The sequence below is a fragment of the Clostridium sp. genome, from assembly GCF_051278035.1.
In the GTDB taxonomy this organism is placed as follows: Bacteria; Bacillota; Clostridia; order Clostridiales; family Clostridiaceae; genus Clostridium_AD.
Window position 1 is genome coordinate 18549 of sequence record NZ_JBNMNU010000009.1, and the last position, 13457, is coordinate 32005.

At 30.9% G+C, this 13457-nt stretch carries 12 protein-coding genes; 2 read left to right on the plus strand and 10 right to left on the minus strand.

Annotated features, from left to right (window positions below; genetic code table 11):
• Positions 1 to 12: 12 nt before the first annotated feature.
• A complete protein-coding gene (locus ACJAX4_RS02750) occupies positions 13 to 1257 on the minus strand; it encodes an ABC transporter substrate-binding protein (protein ID WP_435787928.1) in 1245 nt (414 codons plus the stop codon).
• A gap of 104 nt (positions 1258 to 1361) precedes the next feature.
• Here ACJAX4_RS02750 and ACJAX4_RS02755 point away from each other — a divergent pair, with 104 nt between their 5' ends.
• Together ACJAX4_RS02755 and ACJAX4_RS02760 are read left to right on the plus strand one after the other, a co-directional pair.
• Positions 1362 to 2300 carry a VCBS repeat-containing protein gene (locus ACJAX4_RS02755; RefSeq protein WP_435787929.1) on the plus strand — a complete coding sequence of 313 codons (939 nt, stop codon included), beginning with the start codon at positions 1362 to 1364 and terminating at the stop codon, positions 2298 to 2300.
• Between the two features lie 271 nt (positions 2301 to 2571).
• Positions 2572 to 2946 (plus strand): bactofilin family protein, encoded by a 375-nt coding sequence (locus ACJAX4_RS02760; RefSeq protein WP_435787930.1) that lies wholly within the window; start codon positions 2572 to 2574, stop codon positions 2944 to 2946.
• Between the two features lie 122 nt (positions 2947 to 3068).
• On the opposite strand, the gene ACJAX4_RS02765 is transcribed toward ACJAX4_RS02760, so the two are convergent.
• The 9 genes from ACJAX4_RS02765 to tig all read right to left on the minus strand — a co-directional run bounded on the left by ACJAX4_RS02765 (position 3069) and on the right by tig (position 13389).
• Positions 3069 to 3944 (minus strand): hypothetical protein, encoded by an 876-nt coding sequence (locus tag ACJAX4_RS02765; protein ID WP_435787931.1) that lies wholly within the window; start codon positions 3942 to 3944, stop codon positions 3069 to 3071.
• Positions 3945 to 4128: 184 nt separating this feature from the next.
• Positions 4129 to 4281, minus strand: coding sequence for a hypothetical protein (locus tag ACJAX4_RS02770; protein ID WP_435787932.1), 153 nt, complete (start codon positions 4279 to 4281; stop codon positions 4129 to 4131).
• A gap of 42 nt (positions 4282 to 4323) precedes the next feature.
• Positions 4324 to 4728, minus strand: coding sequence for a hypothetical protein (locus ACJAX4_RS02775; RefSeq protein ID WP_435787933.1), 405 nt, complete (start codon positions 4726 to 4728; stop codon positions 4324 to 4326).
• Positions 4729 to 4997: 269 nt separating this feature from the next.
• Positions 4998 to 5591, minus strand: coding sequence for a ribosome biogenesis GTP-binding protein YihA/YsxC (yihA, locus tag ACJAX4_RS02780; RefSeq protein WP_435787934.1), 594 nt, complete (start codon positions 5589 to 5591; stop codon positions 4998 to 5000).
• The gene (gene lon, locus ACJAX4_RS02785; protein WP_435787935.1) at positions 5581 to 7914 is read right to left on the minus strand and encodes an endopeptidase La; all 2334 of its coding nucleotides are present in this window, start codon (positions 7912 to 7914) and stop codon (positions 5581 to 5583) included. Before lon ends, yihA begins: the two co-directional genes overlap by 11 nt.
• Positions 7915 to 8130: 216 nt before the next feature.
• A complete protein-coding gene (gene lonB, locus ACJAX4_RS02790) occupies positions 8131 to 9813 on the minus strand; it encodes an ATP-dependent protease LonB (protein ID WP_435787936.1) in 1683 nt (560 codons plus the stop codon).
• Positions 9814 to 10047: 234 nt separating this feature from the next.
• Positions 10048 to 11340: an ATP-dependent Clp protease ATP-binding subunit ClpX gene (clpX, locus tag ACJAX4_RS02795; protein ID WP_435787937.1), complete on the minus strand. Its 1293-nt coding sequence runs from the start codon at positions 11338 to 11340 to the stop codon at positions 10048 to 10050.
• A gap of 19 nt (positions 11341 to 11359) precedes the next feature.
• Positions 11360 to 11944, minus strand: coding sequence for an ATP-dependent Clp endopeptidase proteolytic subunit ClpP (clpP, locus tag ACJAX4_RS02800; protein ID WP_291643603.1), 585 nt, complete (start codon positions 11942 to 11944; stop codon positions 11360 to 11362).
• A gap of 152 nt (positions 11945 to 12096) precedes the next feature.
• Complete coding sequence (tig, locus tag ACJAX4_RS02805) at positions 12097 to 13389, minus strand: trigger factor (protein WP_435787938.1); 1293 nt, start codon at positions 13387 to 13389, stop codon at positions 12097 to 12099.
• Between the last annotated feature and the right edge of the window lie 68 nt (positions 13390 to 13457).

The following is a 13457-nucleotide window of genomic DNA, read 5'->3' on the forward strand; positions in this document are numbered from 1 at the left end:
TTTATTGAATTATTATTTGTAACACTCTTTCAATATTTCATTCCACTCGCTAGTGCTAAACTTACCGCTTAAAATCCTTTTAGTAGCTAAAATCACACTTTTTTTAATTTTATCAGGCAAATTATATAATATAAGAATACTATTATCATTAGCTTTGTACATATGTCGAACCATTATTTTTCCAATTCCTGTTATTTTTTCATTTGCGACTTTATTTCCGCTTATAATTCCACTTTGAACAATTCTCCCTTGAACCTCATCACTATATATATATTTAATAAAATCCTTTACAGTATCTAAATTTTTAGCATTTACAGGAATTCCTAATAGGGAATTAATTATAATAGGTATATTAGAACCATAATTAGAATTATTATCATAATCCTCTATAATTCCAATATTACTTCCTGTGAGTTTAGAATTATAATAAGATATCCCTACGAGAAGTGGAGAATCCCCATTATTAAAACCATCAATACTTTGCTCATTCGAAACCTCAAAAGAATTTAGGTTAATTCCATTATTCTTTGTTAATGAGTTAAATTCATTAAATATCGCTTGCATAGCTTTTAATTTTTTATAACATTTTTCACCACCGTCATAATTCTCTTCAAGATCATTGATATTTATTGCCTTGCTAGCTAATAAGGAAAATAGAAAACCATTAGCATCCACGTCCTCCGTTAAAACTACTGGTGTCTTTATTCCCTTCCCATTAACTTTCTTCAAAACATCTAACCACTGATCTAAATTGTTAGGATTTGATATATTCAATTTTCGCAAATATTCTTTGTTATATAATAATTCAATTGAATATGGTATAACTCCTAGACCATAATGTATATCACCCACTCTACCATAAGAACTCATTATGTCATAATATCTATCTTTCAATGTCAATTGTTCGTAAACATCCTCTAAGTCACTCAAAACTCCCTTTTTACTAAGTTCAATAATAGTATTCCTATTAGTAAAAATCAAATCTATTTCGGTGCCTTTATTAATAGTATCTAGGATATTACTTTTACCACCTAATACATCATTAAATTTGATTTCCACATCTGAATTGTTTTTTTTGAAATCATCAATCAAAAACTTAATTACATTGGAAGAATACTCATCAGTTGTGTCCATATATATATTAAGCTTTTTTTGTTCTTCAATTTTTTCTTTTTTGCATGATGAAAGGCTGAACACCATAATTAAAATTACAAGCACACTATATAAATTATGGATAGATTTAGATTTCTTTTTCATAAGTCACCTCTTTATATTAAGAAATATAAATTTTTTAATATTTATTCTCGATAAATTAATTAAATATAGAATTGTTACATATAATCTAAAAGGGGGTGGAATATATGAAATTACAGGTAGTATTTCTTAAGAAGAAGTTTACTTATTATGCTTTGGTAATTATTATCTTTGCCATAACGTTAAGATTATTTTTATTTTTTACAAATAACTCAATAAGTACATTTAATATTATTGATGAAACTAAAATGTTGCAGTCTGATTTAACCGGGGATGGAACTAAGGATATTCTCTACATAAAAACAGATACAGATAAATATTATATTCAAATAAACTCAGAGGATAAAAGCTATTATCTAGAGTCTTCAAAAAAAATTAAGACTGTAGGTAATTATTATGTTGAGTGGCCCATGCGACTTACTTTAATGGATGTATCTAGAAACAGTGTACCTGAAATATTTACTCAATCCTCTAAAAATAAAAAACCTATTCAACATGTATTTCTTTGGAATGGTAAAAAATTCGACGATATATTTTGTAGTAATAACAGTATTTTAGGTTTTGTAGACAGTAAAAATAGTAAAACTCCTAAAGTTTTATCTGGAAATATTAAAGATGGTAAAATTAATTTTATCAGTCATATTTTAATTAAAAATAGTTTAAAGTCGTTTGACTATAACTATGCTGATAATTATATGGGGAAAGAAACAGTATTAGGTTTCATAAATCTCATGCATAGCTTTCCACTGGAAGAATTGAACATATCAAGGGATATTTTCGCACCTGGCTTAAGTGGTAATGACATTTCACTATTAAACGATTTATCAAACAGGAAAGTATATTTCAATTTCCAAGATGCAGTCTTCAAAGACGACGATTGGGATAAAGACGGTAATGCCAATCAAATTCTATGGACTTTAAATTTTAAAGGAACTAATACCCTTAATGTAAAAGAAATAAAAAACTATACTATAGAATTGATTGTTAAACTCACACCCAATAATAATGTTTCCACCTATAAAATTACCTCTATAGATATTAAATAATAAAATAAAGTCACTACGGTTATAAATACTTATACCTTTTATACAATTACAAAAGGGACCGTATTATCGGTCCCAAGGGGGATGGGGGGGTTCCGCATAAAATAATTTATTTTTATAATAATTTATTTTATGCTATTGGAGATTTAACTCCGATTACATTTATAATATTAACATTATCTTAAAGTTTTATTCACTATAAAATATAATTTAATTTTTTATTTTCAGATTATTGTTAAATCTTAATTTAATTTAAAATCGGAGGGATGTTTATATGTTTAATAATAAAGAAAAAGACTTAGATAGAATTGAAACGTTAATAGGTGATGGATGCTGTGTCATTGGTTGTATAACTGGAAATGGTCTGCTAAAAATAGATGGTTCTATTGACGGAGACTTATTTTCTGAAGATGATATAGTACTTGGTGAATCTGGTCAAATAAAAGGGAACACTATATGCAATAATGCATATATAAATGGAACAGTCCATGGAAATATAACTTGTAAAAACACATTAACCATAGAAAGTTGTGGTAATGTAAGCGGAGATATCTCTGTGAAAAAACTACTTATTTCTGAAGGTGGAATTCTTGATGGTAAATGTACCATGATAAGTTATATTCATCCGATTGATGACGATGACAATTAATAGCACACAATAATAAAAGCAACACATAAATTACAATTTATGTGTTGCTTTTAAAAACATAGTTTCATCACAATACACCTCAATAAAAATGCACAATTATTGAAAATCTAATATCAAAATCTTTAATTGGAATTTTCTTCAACAATCCTATTGAGCATTTCAAGTTTACTATCATCTACTAGATGAGCTAATATATATATTAACTGTCCCATATCCTCATCCTCTAAGTTTTTCAAAATACTATGTGTTCTTTCTTTAGGATTCGTATGTTTAAATTCAACATCATTACTTACAAATGAGTTATCGTTTGATATGGAATCTATCATGTCACTAAGGTTTGAACTATTTAAATCTAACCCAGATAGCATATTTGAAATTTGACTTAAATCTATATCTCCCATGCCTGAAAATATATTTGATAAGGGATTATCTTGCTGATCCTCATATGAATTTTGCAAATCATCATTTTCATCGTTAACCGTTGGGACCTTTTTAGTGGTATTCTTTTTAGCCTGTTTAGTAGTATTGGGGTGTGAATTTGAATTACCTGAGTTGGAATTATTTGTTGAATTATCAAATTGATTATTTCCTCCACCATTAAAATTGCTCATAAGGTTTGATAGCATATTATTGTCTTGTCCACCGCCACCTAAGCTACCGAGTAAATTCCCCAACATGTTATTGTCTTGACCACCGCCACCTAAGCTACCGAGTAAATTCCCCAACATGTTATTATCTTGCCCACCGCCACCATTATTTCCAGAAAGAAAGCTAGTTAGTAATCCCATAAGTGGATTTGCAGAATTTCCAGAATTTCCATTAAGCAATTGTGCTAATGGATTATTGCCAGAATTATTACTATTATTCTGATTGCCATTGTTATTTTGGTTATTATTTTGGTTACTATTTTGATTATTATTTTGGTTGTTATTCTGGTTGTTATTTTGATTGTTTCCATTATTTGTATCATTTCTATTATTCCTATGGTGTTTTGACACATTATCACCTCATTTATTAATGAGAGAGCCTAAACTCACGCCTAAGCTCTCCCTAATTTTTAACTAACTACGATCTCTTAATTTCTATACATAAAACCGCCCTTTCCTGGCCAAGTTTTAATGTTATATGAATTTTTCTATTGTAATTAATAATTTATTTATCCAATGTTTTATTAAGACAATCTTAGTATCTTCCACCGAATCCGTTTCCGCCGCAACCACAGATTATAATTATTAAAATTATTATCCAAAGACCGCCTCCACCAAAACCTGCACCTGCACCTGCGTTATTTCCACAACATACTGGCTTACTTTGACAACAACATGATTTTGACATATAAAATCCTCCTTTATGGGCTATTTTTAATTAATTATTTAACTAACAGTCTTCGTCAGAATCTAGGTTTATAATATTATTTGTACATCCTCTGTTTTTATTTCCGCCACAGAAGAGTATTAATATTATAATTATTACCCATATGCCGCCGCCGTCGCCTCCGAGTCCGCCTCCGAAACCACCGAGTCCACCGTATCCATTACCAGTTGATGATCCACCGACTTTACATAGTTCTTTCACATGTTTCGGATCACATCCACATACAGTACCACCTTCATTTTGTCCACCGATTCCAGCTCCTCCTATGAGAATTATCAAAATGATAATCCAGAGTATTCCTCCACCACCGAAGCCGCCATTTCCACAGTTACCGTTGTTATTACAACTTTTATTACCTTTGTTGCCTTGAGCACTAGCTAATCCGCTTAATAAGCCATTCATATCCACTATACGTCCCTCCTTATAGGTTGTTTAAATAAAAGCATTAATAATTTAATTTTCCTCAGTTTACTTCTTATTTCAATAATGTTTTTCTTTTGTTTTATAATATATACTATTCTGATAGAAATAAATTGACACAGATTTTTCAACTAAATACATCCTTTAAAAAAATTAATTTTAGTTTTAATAATAGCAAAAAAAAATAGACCCCATTACTTTTAGCGCTAATTTCTAATTTTAACACTGTAATGTAGGTCTATTTTTTTGTTTTTTACTTATACTTCGACTTGATCATTTCCAAACATATTGACTAAAAGCTCTTTTACACCAGTTTTTTTAAGTGAGGATATATTTATAATCTCTTCACTTGGCTCTAGCTGTAACGTTTCTCTTATAAGCTTATTACCATTCATTAACTCTGTTCTATTTAACTTATCTTTTTTTGTTGCAACTATTACAACTTCATATCCAAAATGTTTAATCCATCCATACATTAGGAGATCATCCTTAGATGGTTTACGTCTGCAATCCACCAATAATGCTACCTTTTGAAGTTGTGGTCTTTGAATTAAATAGTCCTCCATCATCTTTCCCCATTTAGCTTGTTCTGTTTTAGATACTTTTGCATACCCATACCCCGGTAAATCAACAAAATAACAGCTATTGTTTATTAAAAAAAAGTTTATAAGTCTAGTTTTTCCAGGTGTACCGCTAACTTTAACCAATTTACGTCTATTGGTTAAAGTATTTATTAGTGATGACTTACCCACATTAGACCTACCAATAAAAGCATACTCTACTCTATTATCTGTTGGATACTGAATTGGTTTTACTGCTGAAATTATGAATTCAGATTGTTTAATTTCCATTATTTATCTCTCCAATTAATGCATTTTCAAGTACATCTTCTACTTTATTTGCAATTATAAATTTTAATTTATCCTTAATACTATCTGGTATCTTCTGTATATCTTTTTCATTATCTCTTGGAATTATAATTGTATCAATTCCGGCTCTATATGCTGCTAATGCTTTTTCCTTAAGCCCTCCAATTGGTAGCACTCTTCCTGTAAGGGTAATTTCCCCTGTCATTGCAACATTATGTCTTACCTTTTGTTTGGTCAAAGCAGATACCATCGCAGTTATCATAGTTACCCCTGCTGAAGGACCATCTTTAGGAACTGCTCCCTCTGGTACATGAATATGAATATCAACATTTTTATAAAACTCCTTATCAATATTATATTTATGTGCATTAGCTCTAACATAACTGTATCCGGCTTTAGCCGATTCCTTCATAACATCTCCTAATTGACCTGTAAGTTGAAGTTTCCCAGTTCCCTCCATGACACTTACTTCAACAAGTAAGGTAACCCCGCCGTATTCTGTCCATGCTAGTCCATTTACAACACCTACGGCGTCTTCATTGTCAGCTTTATCATAAGTATATAAAACAGCTCCTAAATAACGCTTAACATTTTCGACTTCAATATTAACATTTTCTTTGTTTTTTTCTACCATTTCAGTTATTGACTTTCTAATAACTGAAGCAATTTGTCTTTCCAAATTTCTTACTCCTGATTCTCTAGTATAATTTTCTATAATACAGGTTATTGAAGAATCAGAAAAATTTATTTTACCATCTTCCATATTATGTTCTTTTAACATCTTTGGAATAAGATGATTTTTTGCAATATGAAATTTTTCTTCTGAAGTGTATCCCGATACTTCAATAACCTCCATTCTATCTAATAGTGGTCTAGGAATAGTATCTAATTTATTTGCAGTAGTTATAAACAAAACCTTTGATAAATCAAAATCTAATTCTAGATAATGGTCTCTAAAAGTTGCATTTTGCTCACTGTCCAAAACTTCAAGTAGTGCATCTGAAGGGTCACCCTTAATGTCTCCACTCATTTTGTCAATTTCATCCAGTAAAAATAGTGGATTTTTAGATCCAGCTTGTTTCATAGCATATATAATTCTACCTGGAATCGCGCCAACGTAAGTTTTTCTATGTCCTCTTATTTCAGCCTCATCTTTTACTCCACCTAGTGACATTCTAACAAAATTTCTATTGAGTGCATTTGCAACCGACTTTGCTATTGATGTTTTTCCGACTCCTGGTGGTCCTACTAAACAAAGTATTGGTCCTTTAAGTGTATTGCTTATTTTTTTAACTGCTAAATATTCTATTATTCTTTCCTTAACATCTTCCAGTCCATAATGTTCTGCTCCAAATACTTCTCTAGCTTTATTAATATCAATATTATCTTTAGTAGCTTTATTAAAAGGTAAAGCTAAAATCCAATCTAAGTAAGATTTTATCACGCCACTTTCAGCAGAATAATTTCCTGAACCTTTTAATCTATTTAGTTCATAAGTCGCCTTTTCTTTTGCCTCTTTGGGAAGCTTTGCTTTTTTTATTTTAATTTCATATTGATCTATCTCTTTCTTATTCTCGTCATCTTCTCCTAATTCTTCTTGTATAGCTTTAATTTGTTCTCTTAGATAATACTCTTTTTGAATTTTATCAATTTTACCTTTAACCTTTGTTCCAATTTTTTTTTCTATCTTTAATACCTCAACTTCATTTTTTAAAATAAACAACAACTTTTCTAGCCTTTTAGTAACCACTAGAGTTTCAAGTAGCTCCCGCTTTGTAGCAGGTTTTAGTATTAAATATGAACTTACAATATCACAATATCTTCCCGGCTCCTCCGTTTCTTCTATACTAAATAGTGCATCAGGAAAATTGATAGCCGACAGATTTATATATTCTTCAAATGATTTATCAATAGTCCTAAGTAAAGCCTTACACTTTTTGTCTTCTAGGCAAATCTCATCTTCGATAATTTCTACTTCTGCAAGTACAAAAGGACTCATATCTTTGTATTCCAAAATTTTTCCTCGTTTTATTCCTTCAACTAGTACCCTAATTGTATCTCCTGGTAACTTTAATATTTGTTTTATATTACAAACAGTACCAATGCTATATATATCCTTTTCCTCTGGTTCTTCAACTTTTGCTTGCTTTTGCGAAACCAAAAAAATCTCTTGATTTTTAAGCATAGCCTCTTCTAATGCGAGTGTAGATTTTTCTCTACCAATGTCGAAGTGCAATACCATATGTGGGAATATACTCATACCTCTTAGTGGAATTAGCGGAAGAAGCTTTATGTTTTCATCCATTATTCTCCCTCTTTTCTATATTAAATTAGTAGTCTTTTATTGGATTAAAATTGAATTTTATAATTCAACTACTATAGTATACCTATAATATAATGATTTTTCAATGCTTGTTGACACGATTCCACAACTATTACAGATACCACAGCATTTTTTTCTTGTGCCACCTATAAAATTCAATAAAGTAATCCACTATAATTAAATAGGGATTACTCCATTTTAAACCTTTAATGATTCTGCAGCCAGAACATCCACATCTTTCTCGAATGTAATTAACCCCTTTTTAGGTACATCCTGAATCAGTGCTTCACTTATTACCTCTGAAATGTTACTCACTAATATAATTTTTATGTTAGGGATAGTTTTGAAATTATCTTGCCAATTGTCTTTAGGGATAATAACTTTTGTAGCTCCTGCCTTTTTGGCCGCAGCTATCTTAGCACTAGCGCCTCCTATAGGTTTTACGTTCCCATGAATTGATATCTCTCCTGTCATCGCCACCATATTATCAACTGGTATACCTTTTATAGCACTATATATTGCCGTTGCAATGCTTACGCCTGCAGATGGTCCATCCACAGGTGATCCACCAGGAAAATTCACATGAATATCATAGTCATCACAATCTATATTGAAATATCGTTCAAGGACTGTAACTACATTTTCAACTGAAGAACTTGCAGTACTTTTTCTTTTGAGTTTTTTATTTGTACTACTTATTTCTTCTTCCTCAATAATTCCTGTGATTTTAAGTACACCTTTTCTAAGCTTTATTCTTTTGGCAGAAGCTTCAATTTCCATTACAGCTCCCATATTAGCTCCATAAACAGCAAGCCCGTTTACATATCCAATTTGCGGTTTATCAGATATTCTTGACTCTAATCTTGGTGAATACTGTCCATTTTCTATAACCCACTCAATATCTTCAATACTTACTTCATCTCTTTCATCATTAATAGCAATTCCGCTTGCTAGCTGAATTAAATTAACAGTATCTCTTCCATTTCCAGAATACTTCCCTATAAGTCTTAATGCTTTTTTACAAATTTTAAGTCCCATTTTGCCTATTGAATTTTCTGCAATTACTTCCAGCTCTTCTGGTAATAGTTGCCTAAAAAATATTTCTACGCACCTCGACCTTATTGCTGGGATTATTTCTTCAGGACTTCTAGTCGTTGCACCTATAAGTCTAAAATCAGCCGGAAGCCCTTCATCAAAAACCTCCTTTATGTAAAGTGGTGTGTTTGGATCTTCTCCATTATAATAAGCACTATCTAAAAATACTTTTCTATCCTCTAATACTTTAAGTAGCTTATTCATTTCTATAGGATGTAGTTCTCCTATTTCGTCAAGAAATAGAATTCCACCATGTGCTTTTGTAACAGCTCCTGGTTTGGGTTGAGGAACTCCCGCTACTCCTAGTGGCCCAGCGCCTTGGTAAATTGGATCATGAACAGATCCAATAAGAGGATCCGCTATCCCTCTCTCATCAAACCTAACAGTGGTTGCGTCTATTTCTACAAACTTGGAGTTTTCATTAAACGGAGATCGTTCTCTTCTTTTAGCATCTTCTAGCACTAACCTAGCTGCCGCTGTTTTCCCTATCCCTGGTGGCCCATAGATAATTACATGTTGAGGATTAGGACCGCATATTGCAGCTTGCAACGCTTTAATCCCTTTTTCCTGTCCTATAACATCTTCAAACCTTGTAGGTCTACTTTTTTCTGTCAGTGGCTCCGTAAGGCATATACTTTTCATTTTTTTTAATTTTTCCATTTCTTTTAGGTTTTCTTTATAAACACTACCCTTGTTACTTTGCTGACTTTTTAATGCATTAAAAAAATACAAACCAATGATTATTGTAAAAACAAGTTGTATTACCATAAGAAGTTGCATAGTCATATTATTTGAAGTTTAATATATTAATATATTAAACCAACCCTCCCTTCAAATATTAGATTACAACGTTTTGATAACATTGCATCATCTGTTATTATGCTCAAATTAAGTTAATATATTCTTTTAATTCATTATATATATTATAAAATTATCTAATTTTATAATTTCTCTAAATTAAAAAAAGGACAGATATATTATTGTATATCTGCCCTTCTTATTTATTAAATTATTTGATTACTATGCTGTTTCTATACTTTTTTTACTTTTAGTTTTTTTGGGAATCTTCAACTTCTCTCTTTTTCCATTTTCAGCTAAAATCAGTTGCGGAGTTTTAGTTTTAATAGTGTCCTCACTAACTATAACCTTAACTACTTGTTCATTTGATGGAATATCAAACATTATTTCCTTCATTGTATCTTCTATAATAGATCTAAGCCCTCTAGCTCCAGTTTTTCTTTTAATAGCTTCTTTAGCTATAGCTTTTAAGGCATCTGCTTCAAACTCTAATTCTACGTCATCCATTTCAAATAATTTCTTATATTGTTTTATAAGCGCATTTTTAGGTTCATTAAGAATTTTAACTAATGCCTCTTCATCTAAAGCTTCTAATGTAACTACTATAGGAAGTCTTCCTACAAATTCTGGTATTAAACCAAATTTAAGTAAATCTCCTGGCATTATAGACTCCAATAATTCTCCTACATTCAACTGTTCTTTGGATCTTATTTCAGCTCCGAAACCAACAGATGTAGTTCTAGTTCTTTTTTCTATAATTTTATCAAGTCCATCAAAGGCTCCTCCACAGATAAATAAAATATTAGCTGTGTTTACTTGTATAAACTCTTGGTGAGGATGCTTTCGACCACCTTGTGGTGGAACTGATGCTGTAGTTCCTTCTAATATTTTAAGTAATGCCTGTTGAACTCCTTCTCCAGATACGTCCCTTGTTATAGAAGGATTTTCAGATTTTCTAGCAACCTTATCTATTTCATCTATATAGATAATGCCCTTTTCTGCCTTTTCTACATCATAGTCAGCATTTTGTATAAGTTTAAGTAAAATATTTTCTACATCTTCTCCTACATATCCTGCTTCAGTAAGTGTAGTTGCATCTGCTATAGCAAAAGGAACATTCAAATATTTTGCCAAGGTTTGAGCTAGTAAAGTTTTACCACACCCTGTAGGGCCAAGTAATAAAATATTACTTTTTTGAAGTTCAACATCACCTTCGTTAATATTTGAATTTATTCTTTTATAATGATTATATACTGCCACAGCCAAAGACTTTTTAGCCTGGTTTTGACCAACTACATACTCATCTATATATTTTTTTATTTCTGCAGGTTTTGGTATTGCCCCTAAATCCAGTTCTACATCTCCCTGGAATTCATCTACGATAATTTCAGAACATAACTCTATACATTCGTCACAAATATACACTCCCGGTCCTGCAATTAATCTTCTAACCTGATCTTGGCTTTTACCACAAAAAGAACATTTCAGTTGTTTTTTTTCGTCAAACTTTGGCATATTTCCACCTCAATTATTGTTATTTCTTTTTAGTTATAACTTCATCTATTAATCCATACTCCATAGCCTCTTGTGAACTCATAAAGTAATCTCTTTCAACATCATGTTGAATTTTCTCAATTGTTTGGCCAGTTCTTTCACTAAGTATCCTATTTAATGATTCTTTAGTTTTAAGAATTCTTTTGGCGTGTATATCAATATCAGTTGCTTGACCTTGGAATCCTCCTAGGGGCTGATGTATGAGTATTTCACTATTAGGTAATGCAAATCTTTTTCCTTTCTCTCCAGCTGCCAATAGAAAAGCTCCCATTGATGCTGCCATACCAGTACATATAGTTGAAACTTGTGGTTTTATATACTGCATTGTGTCAAAAATAGCCATTCCTGATGTAATTGATCCACCTGGGCTATTTATATATAAATAAATATCTTTGTCAGGGTCTTCAGACTCTAAATACAGTAATTGAGCAACAATCAAGCTTGCAGTTACATCATTAACCTCTTCTCCTAGAAAAATTATTCTTTCTTTTAATAATCTTGAATAAATATCATAGGATCTCTCTCCCCTATTAGTTTGTTCAACGACCATTGGCACTAAACTCATATAATTCCCTCCTCTACTCTTATAATAGAACTACTTAAAACGGTGATCTATTATCTAATTCTAGCCTATATAATTATTTTTAAACATATTATTTTATCCTATATTTAAAATTAATTGCCAGAAATTTATCTGGCAATTAATTCTAGTATATATTATGCAATAACTTTAGCGCTTTCCACTAACATTTTTATTACTTTTTCATTTACAACATCAATTTTCAGATATTGTTTTTGTGCCTGCATAATTAAATCTGCTGTTTTTTCTAAATCTTTTTCTCCATATTGAGCTGCAACTTGTTTAGCTTTTTCTAACATTTCTTCATCAGTAGCGTCAACTTCTTCTTTTTTAGCTATTTCTGTAATTACTAAGTCAGTTTTAACTCTTTTCTCTGCTGCTTCTTTCATGAATTCTCTAACTTTTTCTTCAGTATTATTAGTGTACTGATAATATGATTCAAGATCTAACCCCTGATATTTAAGTTTTGTTTCTAAATCTTTTAACATTATATCAGTTTCTCTTTTTATCATAACGTCTGGAACGTCCATTTCAACATTTGAACAAACTGCATCCATTACTGCTTCTTCAAATTCTTTCTTTTCTCTATCTTCGCTTGCTTTTTTAAGTGATTCTTTAACATCGTTTCTTAGTTCCTCTAAAGAATCAAATTCTGAAACATCCTTAGCAAATTCATCATCAATAGCTGGTAATTCTTTTTCCTTCATACTTTTGATAGTTACATTGAACGTAGCGAGTTTTCCATTTAATTCTTCTCTACCATATTTCTCTGGAAAATTAACTTTAACTTCTTTGTTTTCTCCAATTTTTAAGCCAATTAATTGTTCTTCAAAAGTATCAATAAATGATCCTGAACCAATTTCAAGTTCAAAATCTGCTCCTTCTCCACCTTCAAAAGGTACATCATCAATAAATCCCTTAAAGTCTATAATAGCTATATTTCCCATTGCTACAGTGCCTTCAAGTTTCTCTTCAATTCTAGCATTTTTTTCTTGCATTTCTTTTAATTGATTTTCAACTTCTTCATCTGTTACATTGTATTCAACTTTTTTAGCATCAAGTCCTTTATATTCTCCAAGAATAACTTCTGGAACTACTACCACAGATGCTGTATATATAAAGTCTTTTCCTTCTCCTATTTCAATAATATCAATTTTAGGATAGTCTAGTGGACTTATATCATACTCTTTAAGAGCTTCTGGATATGTATCATCACAACAGAAGTTTATAGCATCTTCAAAGAAAACACCTTCACCATACATTTTCTTTATTATAGACATTGGTGCCTTACCTTTTCTAAATCCAGGTATGTTAATTGTTTTTGAATTTTTCACACTAGATTTTTTAAGTGATTCACTAAATCTTTTTGCTTCTACAGTTATTTCCAATTTAATAATATTTTTTTCTAACTTCTCCATCTTAACGTTCATTAATTTACGCCTCCTAATTACCACAAATGCTTGTTAACTTATCCATTATAACATAACTTTCAAGGTAT

Excerpts from the sequence above, each read along its gene's own strand:
- ACJAX4_RS02750 (WP_435787928.1), bottom strand. The coding sequence starts at position 1,257 with ATGAAAAAGAAATCTAAATCTATCCATAATTTATATAGTGTGCTTGTA.
- ACJAX4_RS02755 (WP_435787929.1), top strand. The coding sequence starts at position 1,362 with ATGAAATTACAGGTAGTATTTCTTAAGAAGAAGTTTACTTATTATGCT.
- ACJAX4_RS02760 (WP_435787930.1), top strand. The coding sequence starts at position 2,572 with ATGTTTAATAATAAAGAAAAAGACTTAGATAGAATTGAAACGTTAATA.
- ACJAX4_RS02770 (WP_435787932.1), bottom strand. The coding sequence starts at position 4,281 with ATGTCAAAATCATGTTGTTGTCAAAGTAAGCCAGTATGTTGTGGAAAT.
- yihA (WP_435787934.1), bottom strand. The coding sequence starts at position 5,591 with ATGGAAATTAAACAATCTGAATTCATAATTTCAGCAGTAAAACCAATT.
- lon (WP_435787935.1), bottom strand. The coding sequence starts at position 7,914 with ATGGATGAAAACATAAAGCTTCTTCCGCTAATTCCACTAAGAGGTATG.
- lonB (WP_435787936.1), bottom strand. The coding sequence starts at position 9,813 with ATGACTATGCAACTTCTTATGGTAATACAACTTGTTTTTACAATAATC.
- clpX (WP_435787937.1), bottom strand. The coding sequence starts at position 11,340 with ATGCCAAAGTTTGACGAAAAAAAACAACTGAAATGTTCTTTTTGTGGT.
- clpP (WP_291643603.1), bottom strand. The coding sequence starts at position 11,944 with ATGAGTTTAGTGCCAATGGTCGTTGAACAAACTAATAGGGGAGAGAGA.
- tig (WP_435787938.1), bottom strand. The coding sequence starts at position 13,389 with ATGAACGTTAAGATGGAGAAGTTAGAAAAAAATATTATTAAATTGGAA.